Here is a 14,565-nt window from a genome sequence, read left to right as displayed (position 1 = left end):
ACGAAATCCATTGAATACGTCGGCCAATGCAGCGAAACGCCCCTTCGCATTGACCAACCCCGCTAAGGGTCACATAAGTATTTTACAGAAAATTGACCAATGAATCACAGAAACTCAAAAAATCGCAGGATGCGATCTGAGTCCTGGTGCCCCATGGCGGCCTTCGGCGAGGACGGCATCCTTGCGTGGTGACACGCAAGGATGCTTGCAACTCATTTGCCGAGATAGCGGGTGCGCTTAGCCGGCTTGAGTGTCGCCAGATCCAGCATTACCAGGCCATCAACGCAGCCTGAGAAACCCGGGTCTTCACCGAAATCGAGAAACTGCACCCCTTCTGGCTCAACCAGATCGACATACTGGCGATAGAGCACTGGCAGGCTCACACCGAGTGCGTCCAGATGATGTTTGAGCTTGCCTAGGCCCGTGGCGGGATCCAGGCCGGCGAGCGCGTCGCGCACCAGGTCGATCACCGCCGGCGACACCACGAATGGCTGCCGTGCCGAGGCCAGGCCCGGCGCGCCGAAATAATGCTGATGAGCCGCGGCGATCCATTCACGCGCCTCACGCGGGAGGCTCACCGACATGCTCACCGGACCGAACAGGTAACGCAGTTCCGGATGGCGCTGCAGGTACAGGCCAATGCCCTGCCATAGCTGATCGAGTGCACGGGAGCGCCAATAGGCCGGCGCGATGAAACTGCGACCCAATTCCAATCCCTGAGCCAGGCGTGATTCGAGTGCCGGCGAGTAGTTGAACAGGCTGGAGGTGTACAGGCTGGCCATGCCACGCTCGGCAATAAGGTGCCCACCATGCCCAAAGCGGTACGAACCCACGATGCGCAGCGCTTTCGGATCCCATAGCACCAGATGCTCGTAATGCGGGTCATAAGCGTCAAGATCGCGGCGCGCACCCGTGCCCTCGCCCACCTTGCGGAATGTCAGCTCGCGCAGGCGACCGATCTCGCGCAGCACAACGCTATCGGATGCGCCCTTGAATAAAAGAATCTGCTTGCCGTCGTTGAGATCAGCCAGCTTCTCGGCCTGTAATTGCAGCTCGGCCGCCACGCGATCGGTCGGCTCCGGGTGCGCCAGCGGCGCTTGTCCACCGAAGATGAGTCCACGATGACGTCCCACACGATAAACGTGCCGACGCATCAATTTGGCCGCGCGCTTGGCGGAACCGCCGCTCTGCTCTTCCAGTTCTTCGATCCCGACCAACGCACCCACGCTGAAACCGATGCGACGGCTTACCGGCGATATGGCCTCGCGCGGCAGCATGGCTGTGCTGAGCGGCTTGGCCAGCATCGACAGTCCGTAGAACATTGCCGAATTGCGCGCCGCCACGTGGATCGGCAGCACCGGCGCCTTGCTGTGGAAGGCCAGGCGGGCAAAGCCTTCGGACCAGCGACCATCCCTTACACCGTCGGGACGGATGCGGGAAACCTCGCCCGCTGGAAACACGATCAGCGCCTCGCCATTGTCGAGCGCCCGGTAGATTTCACGCATGCGTGATGCTGCGCCCTTGCCGAACACATCGACCGGCAGCAGTAACTTGTGCAGTTGGGGAATCGACATCAGCCAGTCGTTGGCCAGGATACGTACGTCGCTGCGTACCGAGCCGACCAACTGGAGCAGGGTCAATGCATCTATCATGCCCAGCGGGTGATTGGCGACGATCAACACCCCGCCTTCGACGGGGATGTTTTCGCGTTCACGCGGGTTGACGAAGTAACTGACGCCGAGCAGTTCGAGCGAGCGCTCGACGAAATCGAAGCCTTCCGCCTCGCCGATAGCATCAAGCGTCCGGTTGAAACCATCCTCATCGGCCAATCGGCCCAGCATGCCGGCCATCGGCCGGAGGATCAGGGGATGTTGCGCCAACCATGGCAGACGTTCGGTGAGGGTCTGTTCAACGCTGAGCATGACCGCCTCCTGGGATTAATCCCAAATGCTGGTAGCGGATTATGACAGCAAGGTTATGCGGAGAGGACCGAAAGATCACGTAAGCGGAACTACCTTACGTTTCAAACAGCGAGATGCAGGTAGGCCGCTATTCCGCTGAGGAACATCTGCACGGACAACGCAATCAGCAACATGCCCATCACCCGCTCAAGCGCAGTGAGTACGCTTTCACCCAGCCAGCGGAACAGATAGGTGGAGAACAAAAGGATCACTGCCGTGGCCAGCCATGCGCCCAGCAGGGCGATGGCCCAGTCTGCGGTCCGACCTGGCTGGGTATTGGTGAGCAGCAGCAGCGCCGCCATCGCGGAGGGCCCGGCCACACCGGGAATCGCCATCGGTACGATGAACGGCTCGCCTTCGCCTGGCTTGCCGAAGATGCCGCCACCGTCGGCCGGCGGAAACACCATTCGGATGCCGATAAGGAACAGCACGATGCCGCCGGCAATGCTGATGGACTCCTGCTTGAGCTGCAGCAATCTGAGGATGTGCTGGCCACCTATCAGGAAAACCAACAGCACGCCAAGAGCGATCAGCAGCTCGCGCACCATCACGTGACGCCGACGCTTGGGCGGCACATCCTTCAGCAGGCTGAGAAAGATCGGGATGTTGCCCAGCGGATCCATGATGAGGAACAGCAGGATCGCCGCCGATAGCGTGGTCATCTGCGCTTCCATGTCAGCCACGCTCCTGCTGCATGGTCACGCCTGCACGCGAAGGTCGAGCGTCGCGCCGCGCGCTGCCCTGCCCTGCGCACCAAGGAGATAGATTGCTGCCTCAGCGGTGGCATCCGGCAGTGGTTGAATGGTGGTGTCCTCGCCGAAATAAGCAGCGCGACGGAACGTGGTGCGCATCGGTGCAGGCAGCAACGCATGTGCACGCATCGACGTCTTCTCGGTTTCCTGATGCAGTATCTCGACGAATCGCTCCAGTGCCGCCTTGGACACACCATAGCCGCCCCAGTGCGCACGCTGCATCAGGTCAGGATCGTCCAGCACGAACACCACAGCGCTGTCCGGCGCCTGCGTCAGCAACGGCATGCAGGCCTGGGTAAGTGCGAACGGCGCCGATACGTTCACATGCATGGCGCGCAACCAGTCGTCCGGCTTGTGTACGGCAAGCGGCGTTAGTCCGTTGAAGCTCGCAGCCGCATGAACGATGCCATCCAGACGTCCAAAATCACGTTGCAGACCTTCGGCCAGCGCCTCGTAATCGCGCGGCGTAGCCACTTCCATATCCAGCGGATGGATGATCGGTTCCGGCAGACCTTCTCCCACCATCGCATCGTAGAGTTGCTCAAGCTGGCGCTTGCGCCGGCCGGTAATCACCACCGTGGCGCCTGCGCGCGACGCAGCGCGCGCCACTGCCGCACCTAAACCACCATAGGCGCCTGTCACCAGCACCACTCGACCACTCAGCGAACCAGCGGGCAGCGCCCAATCCAGCGGCAGGCGCACAAAAGGAAGCGCCATCAGGAATTGGCCCCGGTTACTTCGGCGGCCATGCGCGTCAACTCACCGGAGACCTTCAGATCCTCGATGATGTCGCAGCCACCGATCAGTTCGCCCTGGATGAAGAGCTGCGGGAACGTCGGCCAATTGGCGTAATGCGGCAGCGCGGCGCGCACTTCCGGATCAGCCAGCACGTTCACCGCATGGAACTGCGCGCCAGCGTCCTTCAACGCCTGCGCAGCGCGGCTTGAAAAGCCGCACATGGGGAACTGCGGCGTGCCCTTCATGAAGAGCACGATGGCGTGTTCGGCCAGCACGGCCTTGATTCGCTCGTTAACGTCCATAGTCTTGTCATTCATCATTACAATGCGTCTAGATCGGTAGTGTATCAGTCGTGTATCGGAAGCCGCCCGCCCGGGTGCACCGGTCCGACCCCTTTCCTCAGCCAACGCCCAGGAGCCACAACATGGCGATCGAACTCCCCCCCTTGCCCTATGAAAAGAACGCGCTCGAGCCGCACATCTCCGCCGAGACGCTGGAGTATCACTATGGCAAGCACCACCAGGCCTACGTGACCAACCTCAACAACCTGATCAAGGGCACCGAGTTCGAGAACGCTGCGCTGGAAGACATCATCAAGAAGTCCTCCGGCGGCGTGTTCAACAACTCGGCCCAGATCTGGAACCACACCTTCTACTGGCACTCGCTCAGCCCGAATGGCGGCAAGGAGCCGACCGGCAAGCTGGCCGACGCCATCACCAAGGCCTTCGGCTCGGTGGAGAAGTTCAAGGAAGAGTTCACCAAGTCGGCCGTGGGCAACTTCGGCTCGGGTTGGACCTGGCTGGTGCAGCGTCCGGATGGCTCGCTGGGCATCGTCAACACGTCCAACGCCGCCACGCCGATCACCGGCAGCGACAAGCCGCTGCTGACCTGCGACGTGTGGGAACACGCCTATTACATCGACTACCGCAACGCCCGTCCGAAGTACATCGAGGCGTTCTGGAACCTGGTCAATTGGGACTTCGCGGCCAAAAATCTGGCTTAATTTCCTGGGATTCGATGAAAAAACGGAGCCAGTAACGGCTCCGTTTTTTCATGGGCAGCGCTTAGCCAAGTTCGCGTACCGCCGGATCGACCTGCTCGTCGCGATGGAGTGCATGAGCAATGCCGGAAAGGCGTTCAACCAACTCCCGGGCATTGACGGCACACACCGTGGCATGCCCGACCTTGCGGCCCACACGCGGCTGCTTGCCGTAATCGTGCCAGTGCGCATCCACCGCCTCGAGCACCGGTTTGGCATCGGGCAGTTCGCCGATCCAGTTGAACATGGCCGACAACCCGCGCGCCGAGGTATCTCCCAGCGGCAGGCCAAGCACTGCTCGCACGTGATTCTCGAACTGACTGGTGAGCGCACCCTCGATGGTCCAGTGACCGGAGTTGTGCACCCGCGGCGCCATCTCGTTGCCGAGCAGCTCTCCATCCTTGACGAAAAGCTCCAGCGCGAACACACCCACGTATTCGAGTTTTTCCGCCAACGTACGGGCCAACATCGTGGCCTGTTCTTGCAAAGACGCAATATCAGGTGCCGGCGCGAGGCTGAGCGAAAGCACGCCGTCGGTATGCCAGTTCTGGGTTAACGGCCAGGTGCGGAATTCACCATCGCGTCCGCGCACGGCGATTACCGACAGCTCGCGGTCGAACGGCACAAACGCTTCCAGAATCAGTCCATGCGCAGAAGCCTGGGCGCCGAGCGCGGCCCAGGCCGCATCGGCATCCGCCAGGGTCTTGATGCGGAACTGCCCCTTGCCGTCATAGCCAAGGCGACGAGTCTTGAGGATGGCCGGCGCACCGATGGCAGCCAATGCGTGATCCAGATCGTCGCGGGTGTCGATGGCCTTGAACTCTGGTGTGCGCAGACCGCACTCGCGGAACAAGGTCTTTTCGGCCAGGCGGTCCTGCGCTACGGCCAGCGCGCGCGGCGCGGGAAACACGTCGACGTGCTTGGCCAGCCAATGCGCGGTCTCTGCCGGCACGTTCTCGAAATCGAAGGTGACGACGTCGACCTGCCGGGAGAAATGCTCCAGCGCGTCGTAATCGGTCCAATCGGCTACCACCAGCGGCGCCACCTGGCCAGCACAGGCGTCAGCGGCGCTATCGACCACCAGGCTCTTCACACCCAACGGAGCCGCCGCCAGCGCCAGCATGCGGGCGAGCTGACCACCACCCAGGATGCCCAGGACGGGTTGACGACGGACGGTCACGCGCGCGGGTCCGGATGGTCGAGCACGCTCTGGGTCTGGCGTGCGCGGTAGGCATCCAGTGCGGAAGCGAGAGACGGATCGTGCAGGGCCAGCACCGATGCCGCCAGCAACCCGGCATTGACCGCGCCTGCCCGGCCAATGGCCAGCGTGCCGACCGGGATACCTGCCGGCATTTGCGCGATCGACATCAGGGAGTCCATGCCGTTGAGCGCCTTCGATTGCACGGGCACACCGAGCACCGGCAGCCGCGTCTTGGCCGCGAGCATGCCCGGCAGGTGCGCCGCGCCACCGGCGCCGGCGATGATCACCTGGATGCCGCGACCAAGTGCCTCTTCGGCGTACTGGAATAGCAGGTCCGGCGTGCGGTGCGCCGACACCACCCGAACCTCATGCGCAACGCCGAGTTCGGCCAGCACGCCAGCGGCGTGCTCCATGGTTTCCCAGTCCGAACGGGAGCCCATCACAACACCCACGCGCGGCGGGAGGGAAGTCGAGGTCATGACCCAAGCCATCCAAAAGGGTTATTGTACGGACTTTCCGCGTTTCGGCACGATCCCGCTCCCATGGATAAACGCTTGCTCGACATCCTGTGCTGCCCAGTCAGCAAGGTCCCGGTCCGCCCTCTCAACCGCGCTGAAGTGGATGCCCTCAACGGCGCCATCGGGGCCGGCCAAGTCCAAAACGTGGCGGGCGTGGCCGTACGCGACCCGTTGTCGGAAGGCCTGATCACCACCGATCGCAAGGTGATCTACCGGGTCGAGGACGGCATTCCGGTGATGTTGCCGGAAGAAGGCATTGGCACCCTTCAGCTGCGGGATTTTCCGGCCGCCGCCTAGGCGTTGGCGCGTCAGCCAGCCGCAAGACCCTACGTGCCCTGTGAACGCGTCGACATATCGCGACGCAAAGCATGACAGCGCGCCCGCCTTACCTTATTGTAGGTGTGCGTATTGTCGAATGGGCTGAACGCTCATCGGCATCACTTCAGGGGTGTGGCGATGAAAGACGCCAGTGAATCATCCAACATCGTCAGCCTGAGCCAGCGCCTGGACCCATCCAGCGAGCGCGGAGGCGCCCTCTTGAACACCGTCCGGGACATCGCTGGCCGCCGCCTGCAGATCTTGATCAACGGCATGTTCGAGCATGTCGACGACGCACTGTTCGACCTGGCCGAGAAGGCCGAGAACAATGCTGCCCAGATGCACTACTTCGACGGCATGCGCGAAGTGCGCAAGCGCCGCCCGATGGTTGAGCGCGGCTTCCTGGCCCAGATCTCACGCGAACTGACCGACTTCGCCGCCAACTACCGCAACGCCTCTGGCAATCCCGGCATACCGTCCCTGCCCATCGGCTCGGTGGAGCTGTCGCTGGTGGCGGACAACGAGCTGGAAGAATCGCTGGCCATCACCAGCATGATCGGCAAGAACGAAACCCGCCTCACGCGCGAGCTGTTCGCGGTCAACCAGCGTCTATCGGTCATCTACGGCGGCATCAAGATTGAGGACGGCTCCAATCCGGTCGGGCCGGCCGCACTCTCCCAGGCGTTCCGCCAGGCGATGCGCGAGCTCAACGCCGAGATGCGCGTCAAGCTCATCATCTACAAGCTGTTCGACCGCTATGTGCTGGCCTCGCTGGACGAGCTGTACCAGGAGATCAACGCCGAGCTGATCCGTGCGGGTGTGTTGCCGCAACTGCGCCATGAGGTCGCGCGCGCGGGCGGTGGAGCGCGCGCAGGCGGCACTGCCTCCGGCGGCGCGCCGGGTTCGGCTGCAGAAGCCGCCGAGGGTGTGGCATTCCTCGCTGAAGATGAAAACGCCTCCAGCGAGCTGCTGCAGACCTTGCGCACGCTCTTCAGTGCTCGCCGCGGCGGGCCCGAGACGGCGATGCGGGTGCCCGCCGGCGCCCTGCAGATGCCCAGCGCCAATGAGCTGATCGGGGCATTGAGTGTTCTGCAGAGCCAAGCGGCGATCAGCCAGCAGTTGCCCTTGCGCGCAAGCAGCGCACTGGAGCTGGCTGGCGAAGTGCAGCAGCTCAAGGATCACTTGCTTGCTCAGATCGGCTCGCTGCGCGGCGAAAGGCCGAGCCAGGTGTCGACCATCGACGAGGACACCATCGATCTCGTCGGCATGCTGTTCGAATTCATCCTCGAAGACCGCAACCTGCCGACGGACATGCAGGTGCTGCTGGCACGCCTGCAAATTCCGTATCTCAAGGCCGCCATCCTCGACCGCAAGCTGTTCGCGCACCGCCAGCATCCGGCACGCCGTCTGCTCGATAACTTGGCCGACGCGGCCAAGGGTTGGTCGGCGGAGTCCGATCGCGACCATCGCCTGCACGACAAGATCAAGTCCATCGTCGACCGCCTGCTGCAGGACTTCGACGACGACCTCACCATATTCGAGCGGCTCTGCGTCGAGCTGCAGGAATTCCAGGACATCAGCCGTCGCCGTGCCGAACTGGCCGAGCAGCGTGTGGCCGAGTCCACCCGTGGCCGCGAGAAGCTGGAACAGGCGCGCCGTCGCGCCGCTCGCGAGATCCTTAGCCGTATAGACGGCCATACGCTGCCGCCGCTGATCCACGGCATTCTTTCCCGCGCCTGGGCGAACTATCTGGTGCTGACCATCTTGCGCCAAGGCGAGGAATCCACCGAGTTCCGCGACGCATTGCGCTTTGCCAACGACTTCATTGACAGCACCAAGCCCGCACGCACGCTCGATGAGCGTCGCGCGTTGCGCCAGATGCTGCCCGGCATTGAACGTGCGCTGCGCCGCGGCCTGGCCAATGTCGCCTTCCAGGAAAGCGACATCGATCGCCTGTTGACCCAGCTGCATACTTATTATCGGCATCAGCTTGGTGAAGCCGTGTCGGAGGCAGAGGTCCAGGCGGTGGAGGAATCTACCAACCTGCCCATCCCCGATAGCATCCAGCCGATCGCCGAGTCCGAAGCGGAACTCGCAAGATCCGAACCGGAAGTCGAGCCGCCGCTCGATACGCCGGAGATGCAGCTGGTGGCCGAACTCAAGCCTGGCACCTGGCTGGAATTCATGTCCGGGCCAGAAGCTATCGAGCGCGCCAAGCTTTCCTGGATCAGCCCGATGAGCGGCCGCTACCTGTTCGTGAATCGTCGCGGCCTCAAAGTGGCTGACCACTCACCGCACGAACTGGCCGCGGCGCTCACCAGTGGCACGGCGCGCGTGCTTGAATCCACTGCCCTCTTCGACCGTGCGCTGGACGCCATCGTCGGTCGTCTGAGCCAGCCTGCCTCGGCGACCAGCCCCGTAATCGAATGACTCCAAACCATCTTGCCCCGCCCTCGCCCGCTCTGATCCGGGCGGACGTCGAGCGCGCATTTGCCGAAGATATCGGCAGCGGCGATGCCACCGCCGATCTCCTTCCTGCCGAGGCGCAAGCCAGTGCTACGCTGACCTGCCGCGAGGATGCGGTGATCGCCGGTATCGACTGGTTCAACGCTTGCTTCCGCACGCTCGATCCCGATGTGAAGATCGACTGGCAGTTGCGTGACGGCGATCGCTCCTCAGCCGGAGCCGTGATCTGCCGCATTCTGGGGCGGGCACGTCCCATGGTGAGCGCCGAACGATCCGCCCTCAATTTTCTGCAGTTGCTCTCTGGCACCGCCACCGCCACAGCGGCCTACGTGGTTGCCGTGGCCGGCACCGGCGTGCGCGTGCTTGATACCCGTAAAACCGTACCGGGCCTTCGCCTTGCCCAAAAGTATGCGGTGCGCTGCGGTGGCGGACACAATCACCGCATTGGCCTCTATGACGCCATCCTGGTGAAGGAAAATCACATTACCGCCGCCGGAAGCATCCGCGCTGCCGCCGAAGCGGCGAGGCGCCTGCATCCGTCGCTGCTGCTTGAGATCGAAGTGGAGAACCTCGACGAACTTCAGCAGGCACTCGACGCGGGCGCCGACCGTATCATGCTGGATAACTTCACCCTGCCATTGATGCGCGAGGCGGTGACCATCGCCAAAGGTCGCGCGGAGCTTGAGATTTCCGGCAACGTGGACCTGTCCACCATCGGTGACTACGCCCGCACCGGGGTCGACTTTATCTCGGTCGGCGCGCTGACCAAGCACGTGCGGGCGGTGGACCTGTCATTGCGGTTACAGCTGGGCTAGCAGCGGCGGCATCCCCATCAGGTTTGGATGCTGCAGTCGCGAAAAGGGCTTGCAAGCCCTCCACGACGCCTACACTCTCGCTTCATGAGTGATCTCCCTGACCTGATCCTGCTGTTGGCACTGCTGTCGATCATTGGCTTATGGCTAAAGCTCAGTCGTTCCCGTGAACGGGCCACTGAGGAGGCCCGCCAGCAGTGTCGCCAACACGGCCTGCAATTGCTTGATGAAAGCGTGGGTCTGCGCGGCCTGCGGCTACGTCGCCCGCATGGCCAATGGCTGCTCGAACGCTGCTATACCTTCGAGGTAAGCATCGATGGCGACGACCGTGAGCCAGGGCGGCTATGGATGATCGGCCACACCTTGACAGGTCTGAGCCTACCCACCATTCAGAGCCATCTGCCGGAACTGATGTCCGATCACGTGGCACCGCCTGCCACCGACAACGTGGTGCCCTTACGGCCCAAGAAAGACACCCGCCTCCATTGAGGTAAGTCGCCGGGAATTATTTGACGACGCGCAGGAATGGCGCGCTGCGCTTGGGCTTGTCGCCTGCCTGATCGCTTTCGGGCGGGGTCGGCGTGTCATCCGGATCTGACGACGGGGGCGGATTGTCCCCACCTTCGTCAGCAGGAAACATCATGCCCTGCCCGTTCTCCTGGGCGTAGAGCGCCAGCACTGCCTGGATCGGGATATGAATGTTGTGGCTGACGCCGGAGAAGCGCGCCTGAAAGCTGATCCATTCGTTGCCCAGATCCAGGTTGGCCACCGCACGCATGGCCAGGTTCAGTACCACCTGGCCGTTCTTCACCACCTGTGGAGGCACCCGCACTCCATCCCGTCCGGCGTCGACCAGCACGTAAGGGGTAAGGTTGTTGTCGGTGATCCAGTCGTAAATCGCCCGCAGCAGATAGGGGCGATTGGAAGTCATCGGCGGGAGCTTGTCGTCGGTCATTCAAAAGCCTGTTGAAAACCGGCTCCACGGAGGCCTTCCGGAGCCAGGTCGGTTGGATCGGGGGAGTGTAATGCGAAGCTGAAGCAAGGTGTCGCAGGGATTGCGGGGGCGCATCTCGACGGGCGCACTCCTTAAGCCATCTGCCCTGCCCGTGATAGGCACGCCCCAGAATGCTTACGGTCGCATCGCCTTCTCTTCGGCGGTCAAACTGCGAGCGTAACCCTGACTGGCGAACAGGCGCTCACCGTAGTCGAGGATGGGCTTGCCTTCCCGCCCCAGGTCTATGCCCAGCCAGGGCAGACGCCAGACCACCGGAGCTACCAGGCAGTCGGTAAGGCTCATTTCGGGATTAAGAAAGAACCTGGACGCTTTGAACAGAGGTAGCGAGGCCAGCAGGTGCTCGCGCAAGCGCTTACGAGCAGCGTCCGCCGGACGGCCACCCGCACGGATGGTGTCCACTTCTGGCAGCCAGTCCAGCTCGATCCGGACGGTCGCCAGACGCAGGCGTGCCCGGGAAAGCGGGTCGATGGGCATCAGAGGCGGATGGGGGTAACGCTCGTCCAGGTATTCGCAGACGACCGCCGTGTTGTATAGCGTAAGGTCGCGATCGACCAAGGTCGGCGTGGTGCCGTAGGGATTCAGGTCCAGCAGGTCTTCGGGCGGCTTGGCCGGATCCACCTGTATCCGCTCATAACTGACGCCCTTGGCGGCAAGCACCAATCGGGTCCGGTGGCACTGGATGCCATCAGCCGTGGTGTACAGGGCGAGTGCGGTACGCGAACGAGCGCTTTGAACCATGCGCGATCTCCCCATCGACTTTAAGCGTGTACGGCGGCACTAGGCCGCCGTACCTCAGGCTATGGAGCGACGTTTCAGTGAACGTCCTTCCAATATTCCTTCTTTAGCAGATATGCGAGGAAAGTGAAGCCCGCCAGGAAAAGCAGCACCCAGATGCCATACCGCTGGCGCTGTAATGCCGCCGGCTCCGCAACGTACTCCAGGAAGGCCGTCAGGTCACGCGCGGCCTGCTGGTACTGGACCGGGGTGAGCTTGCCGGGCTGGGACAATTCCAGCTTTTCGACGTCTTCGCTGCCTTCCTTCATCACTGCGGTCTGCACACCCTGCAGCTCCCACAGCGGGAACGGCATCGAGGCATTGGGGAACACGGTGTTGTTCCAGCCAACCGGACGGGTGGGGTCGACGTAGAAGGAGTTCAGGTAGCCGTAGACCCAGTCGGCGGTCTTGGCGCGCACTTCCAGCGAGAGGTCCGGCGGCGCCTTGCCGAAGAACTGCTGGGATGAATCCTCCGGCATGTGCGAGATCACCACGTCACCGAAGTTGGCACCGGTGAAGTTGAGGTTCTTCATCACCTCGTCTTCGGACAGGCCAAGGTCTTCGGCGATACGCGAGTAGCGCGCGTACTTCAGCGAGTGGCAGCCAACACAATAGTTGAAGAACAGCTTGGCGCCGCGCTGCAACGAAGCCTGGTCGCGGATGTTGGTGCCGGCCGAAGGCAGACCGCCCTCTTCCGAAGCCATCACCGAGCTGGTGCCGGCCAGCAGGCCGACCGCAAGCGCAAACGAGGAAATGATTTTCTTCATCGAGGACAGCCGCTTATTCATGGTCGAACACCACCCGTTCCGGGACCGGCTTGGTCGCTTCCCAGCCGAGATGCGTGTAGCACCACAGGAACACGAAGTACCCGAAGTAGATGAGGGTCATCACACGACCGAATGCGTTCTCCCAGAAGGTCGCGTCCGAAGGAGCCCATTCGACCAGCTTCTCACCGACCACACCCGCGCCCACCAGGGCAAGGCCGATGAACGACCCGGCAAACGACATCAGCGCGACCTTGTAGCCCAAACCGCGATAGCGGATCGAGCGCACCTTGCCGGCATCGATCCACGGCAGCAGGAACAGCAGGGCGATCGCCCCGAACATGCCCAGCACACCCCAGAACGCCGTGCCGAAGAACGACGGGATCATGCGCAGAATCGCGTAGAACGGGGTGAAGTACCACGAGGGCTTGATGTGCGTCGGCGTGACCAGGTTGTTGGCCGGGATGAAGTTGTCATGCTCCAGGAACCAACCACCGAAGGTCGGCGCGAAGAAGATGATGAACGCCGCAATGATCAGGAAGAAGCCAACGCCGAACAGGTCCTTCACCGTGTAGTACGGATGGAAGGGAATGCCATCGGCCGGCTTGGTCGCATCCCAGCGGTTGCCCTTGGGGCCATGCTTGGTGTCGACGCCATCGGGGTTGTTCGAGCCCACTTCGTGCAGCGCGGCGATATGGAGCACCACCAACAGCAACAGCACCAGTGGCAGCGCGATCACGTGCAACGCAAAGAAGCGATTGAGCGTGGCATCGGCCGGCAGGTAGTCACCCATGATCCATTCGACCAGGGTGCCGCCGATGACCGGCACAGTGCCGAACAGCGAGATGATCACCTTGGCGCCCCAGAACGACATGTTGCCCCACGGCAACACATAGCCCATGAAGGCCTCGGCCATCAGCACCAGGAAGATCAACATGCCCAGCAGCCAGACCAGTTCGCGCGGCTTGTGGTACGAGCCGTACAGCAAGCCACGGAACATGTGCATGAACACCACGACGAAGAACAGCGAGGCGCCGGTGGAGTGCATGTAGCGGATCAGCCAGCCCCACTCCACGTCACGCATGATGTACTCGACTGAGTTGAAGGCTTCCGCCGCACTCGTCTTGTAGTTCATGGCAAGGAAGATGCCGGTGACGATCTGGTTGACCAGCACTACGATCGCCAACGAACCGAAGTAGTACCAAAGATTGAAGTTCTTCGGCGCGTAGTACTCGGTCATATGCTTGCGGTACATCGGCATCATGCCGGGTGCCCGCTCATTGACCCAATCGCCGATACGCGTGAATACGTTGGCCATCAGCCGGCCTCCTTCGGATCCACGCCAATCTGGATGTGTGTGTCGTCAACGAAATGGTACGGCGGCACCAGCAGGTTCTTCGGTGCGGGCACGCCCTGGTAGACGCGACCGGACATGTCATAGCGCGACTTATGGCAAGGGCAATAGAAGCCACCCTTCCAGTCCGGATCGAACGGCTCGGGCTTCATCACGGGGACGAAGTCGGGCACGCAACCGAGGTGAGTGCACAGGCCAACCAACACCAGCCACTCGGGCTTGATGGAGCGGCTTTCGTTCTGCGCGTACTTGGGCTGCTGCTCGGCCGAACCACTGTCCGACTTGGCGTCGACCAGGCGGCTGTCCTGGCTGGGCAACGCAGCGAGCTGCGCCTCGGAACGGTTCACCACGAAAACCGGAAGACCGCGCCATGGGTAGGTCACCTTCTGGCCCGACTCGATCTTGCTGATGTCGACGGTCACCGGTGCACCTGCGGATTTGGCCCGCGCACTGGGTTCCCACGACTTGATGAAGGGCACGACTGCCGCAACGACTCCTATACCACCAACCACTGCTGTGGTTGCTGTGAGGAAACGGCGGCGGCCGTGATCGACGACTTCGTTCGCCATCAGGCTCTCCGGTACTTACATGCCATTGAGACGCGGAACTTAATGAGTTCCACAGGTACTTGCCAAGCGCGTCGACATGTCCGACAGCAAAAAACCAATTGCTGCGAACCCAAAAAACCCTATGACTCCCCCAAAAAAGCAGGCACGCGCGGCACCAGCACGATGAGCATGCAGCAAGAAGCTACAGGCCTTCCGCTTCCGGGCACACTGCGCACCGGGAAGCACCCGGGACGACCCGCTTCGCAAGCGCCAGCAGAATCCGGCTCTCGCAAAATCGCGTTAGT

At 62.3% G+C, this 14,565-nt stretch carries 16 protein-coding genes; 5 read left to right on the top strand and 11 right to left on the bottom strand.

Translation table 11 applies throughout. The annotated features are described in order from the left end of the window. Positions 1-212: 212 nt before the first annotated feature. The 4 genes from olsF to grxD all read right to left on the bottom strand — a co-directional run bounded on the left by olsF (position 213) and on the right by grxD (position 3,753). Positions 213-1,922, bottom strand: a complete 1,710-nt coding sequence (gene olsF, locus AC3CBN_RS09860) for a bifunctional ornithine lipid synthase OlsF (RefSeq protein ID WP_488636622.1) — start codon at positions 1,920-1,922, stop codon at positions 213-215. A 101-nt stretch (positions 1,923-2,023) separates the two neighbouring features. Beyond that, complete coding sequence (locus tag AC3CBN_RS09855) at positions 2,024-2,623, bottom strand: YhgN family NAAT transporter (RefSeq protein ID WP_488636702.1); 600 nt, start codon at positions 2,621-2,623, stop codon at positions 2,024-2,026. Between the two features lie 36 nt (positions 2,624-2,659). Further along, entirely contained in the window at positions 2,660-3,430 is a 771-nt protein-coding gene (locus AC3CBN_RS09850) for an SDR family NAD(P)-dependent oxidoreductase (protein ID WP_488636621.1), read from the bottom strand. After that, positions 3,430-3,753, bottom strand: coding sequence for a Grx4 family monothiol glutaredoxin (gene grxD, locus AC3CBN_RS09845; RefSeq protein WP_488636701.1), 324 nt, complete (start codon positions 3,751-3,753; stop codon positions 3,430-3,432). Before grxD ends, AC3CBN_RS09850 begins: the two co-directional genes overlap by 1 nt. A gap of 122 nt (positions 3,754-3,875) precedes the next feature. On the opposite strand from grxD, the gene sodB reads away from it, so the two are divergent. Next, positions 3,876-4,454, top strand: coding sequence for a superoxide dismutase [Fe] (gene sodB / locus AC3CBN_RS09840; protein ID WP_488636620.1), 579 nt, complete (start codon positions 3,876-3,878; stop codon positions 4,452-4,454). A gap of 61 nt (positions 4,455-4,515) precedes the next feature. On the opposite strand, the gene AC3CBN_RS09835 is transcribed toward sodB, so the two are convergent. Next, a complete protein-coding gene (locus AC3CBN_RS09835) occupies positions 4,516-5,670 on the bottom strand; it encodes a 5-(carboxyamino)imidazole ribonucleotide synthase (RefSeq protein WP_488636619.1) in 1,155 nt (384 codons plus the stop codon). Then, positions 5,667-6,170: a 5-(carboxyamino)imidazole ribonucleotide mutase gene (gene purE, locus AC3CBN_RS09830; protein WP_488636618.1), complete on the bottom strand. Its 504-nt coding sequence runs from the start codon at positions 6,168-6,170 to the stop codon at positions 5,667-5,669. Before purE ends, AC3CBN_RS09835 begins: the two co-directional genes overlap by 4 nt. Before the next feature lie 63 nt (positions 6,171-6,233). Between purE and AC3CBN_RS09825 the strand changes: the two genes are divergently transcribed. The 4 genes from AC3CBN_RS09825 to AC3CBN_RS09810 all read left to right on the top strand — a co-directional run bounded on the left by AC3CBN_RS09825 (position 6,234) and on the right by AC3CBN_RS09810 (position 10,294). After that, complete coding sequence (locus AC3CBN_RS09825; protein WP_488636617.1) at positions 6,234-6,506, top strand: Trm112 family protein; 273 nt, start codon at positions 6,234-6,236, stop codon at positions 6,504-6,506. Between the two features lie 159 nt (positions 6,507-6,665). Continuing rightward, positions 6,666-8,957, top strand: a complete 2,292-nt coding sequence (locus AC3CBN_RS09820; protein ID WP_488636616.1) for a DUF1631 domain-containing protein — start codon at positions 6,666-6,668, stop codon at positions 8,955-8,957. Next, on the top strand, positions 8,954-9,808 hold the full coding sequence (nadC, locus tag AC3CBN_RS09815) for a carboxylating nicotinate-nucleotide diphosphorylase (RefSeq protein ID WP_488636615.1): 855 nt from the start codon (positions 8,954-8,956) through the stop codon (positions 9,806-9,808). The genes AC3CBN_RS09820 and nadC overlap by 4 nt, the downstream gene beginning before the upstream one ends. Positions 9,809-9,892: 84 nt before the next feature. Continuing rightward, positions 9,893-10,294, top strand: coding sequence for a DUF3301 domain-containing protein (locus AC3CBN_RS09810; protein ID WP_488636614.1), 402 nt, complete (start codon positions 9,893-9,895; stop codon positions 10,292-10,294). 16 nt (positions 10,295-10,310) lie between these two features. Here the strand turns inward: AC3CBN_RS09810 and AC3CBN_RS09805 are convergent, their stop codons facing one another. The 5 genes from AC3CBN_RS09805 to petA form a co-directional block, all read right to left on the bottom strand. After that, complete coding sequence (locus AC3CBN_RS09805) at positions 10,311-10,760, bottom strand: ClpXP protease specificity-enhancing factor (RefSeq protein ID WP_488636613.1); 450 nt, start codon at positions 10,758-10,760, stop codon at positions 10,311-10,313. A gap of 174 nt (positions 10,761-10,934) precedes the next feature. After that, positions 10,935-11,558: a glutathione S-transferase N-terminal domain-containing protein gene (locus AC3CBN_RS09800; protein WP_488636612.1), complete on the bottom strand. Its 624-nt coding sequence runs from the start codon at positions 11,556-11,558 to the stop codon at positions 10,935-10,937. Positions 11,559-11,632: 74 nt separating this feature from the next. After that, complete coding sequence (locus tag AC3CBN_RS09795; RefSeq protein WP_488636611.1) at positions 11,633-12,382, bottom strand: cytochrome c1; 750 nt, start codon at positions 12,380-12,382, stop codon at positions 11,633-11,635. After that, complete coding sequence (locus tag AC3CBN_RS09790) at positions 12,375-13,676, bottom strand: cytochrome b (protein WP_488636610.1); 1,302 nt, start codon at positions 13,674-13,676, stop codon at positions 12,375-12,377. The genes AC3CBN_RS09795 and AC3CBN_RS09790 overlap by 8 nt, the downstream gene beginning before the upstream one ends. Next, complete coding sequence (gene petA, locus AC3CBN_RS09785) at positions 13,676-14,281, bottom strand: ubiquinol-cytochrome c reductase iron-sulfur subunit (RefSeq protein WP_488636609.1); 606 nt, start codon at positions 14,279-14,281, stop codon at positions 13,676-13,678. Before petA ends, AC3CBN_RS09790 begins: the two co-directional genes overlap by 1 nt. Positions 14,282-14,565: the final 284 nt, after the last annotated feature.

The organism is Dyella sp. OK584 (assembly GCF_057787755.1).
The sequence above is the reverse complement of the archived record's forward strand: the minus strand, read 5'-3'. Positions and strand labels throughout refer to the sequence as shown.

Bases quoted from the DNA above. Each gene is read 5' to 3' on its own strand.
- olsF (WP_488636622.1), bottom strand. From the start codon at position 1,922: ATGCTCAGCGTTGAACAGACCCTCACCGAACGTCTGCCATGGTTGGCG.
- AC3CBN_RS09855 (WP_488636702.1), bottom strand. From the start codon at position 2,623: ATGACCACGCTATCGGCGGCGATCCTGCTGTTCCTCATCATGGATCCG.
- AC3CBN_RS09850 (WP_488636621.1), bottom strand. From the start codon at position 3,430: ATGGCGCTTCCTTTTGTGCGCCTGCCGCTGGATTGGGCGCTGCCCGCT.
- grxD (WP_488636701.1), bottom strand. From the start codon at position 3,753: ATGGACGTTAACGAGCGAATCAAGGCCGTGCTGGCCGAACACGCCATC.
- sodB (WP_488636620.1), top strand. From the start codon at position 3,876: ATGGCGATCGAACTCCCCCCCTTGCCCTATGAAAAGAACGCGCTCGAG.
- purE (WP_488636618.1), bottom strand. From the start codon at position 6,170: ATGACCTCGACTTCCCTCCCGCCGCGCGTGGGTGTTGTGATGGGCTCC.
- AC3CBN_RS09825 (WP_488636617.1), top strand. From the start codon at position 6,234: ATGGATAAACGCTTGCTCGACATCCTGTGCTGCCCAGTCAGCAAGGTC.
- AC3CBN_RS09820 (WP_488636616.1), top strand. From the start codon at position 6,666: ATGAAAGACGCCAGTGAATCATCCAACATCGTCAGCCTGAGCCAGCGC.
- nadC (WP_488636615.1), top strand. From the start codon at position 8,954: ATGACTCCAAACCATCTTGCCCCGCCCTCGCCCGCTCTGATCCGGGCG.
- AC3CBN_RS09810 (WP_488636614.1), top strand. From the start codon at position 9,893: ATGAGTGATCTCCCTGACCTGATCCTGCTGTTGGCACTGCTGTCGATC.
- AC3CBN_RS09805 (WP_488636613.1), bottom strand. From the start codon at position 10,760: ATGACCGACGACAAGCTCCCGCCGATGACTTCCAATCGCCCCTATCTG.
- AC3CBN_RS09800 (WP_488636612.1), bottom strand. From the start codon at position 11,558: ATGGTTCAAAGCGCTCGTTCGCGTACCGCACTCGCCCTGTACACCACG.
- AC3CBN_RS09795 (WP_488636611.1), bottom strand. From the start codon at position 12,382: ATGAATAAGCGGCTGTCCTCGATGAAGAAAATCATTTCCTCGTTTGCG.
- AC3CBN_RS09790 (WP_488636610.1), bottom strand. From the start codon at position 13,676: ATGGCCAACGTATTCACGCGTATCGGCGATTGGGTCAATGAGCGGGCA.
- petA (WP_488636609.1), bottom strand. From the start codon at position 14,281: ATGGCGAACGAAGTCGTCGATCACGGCCGCCGCCGTTTCCTCACAGCA.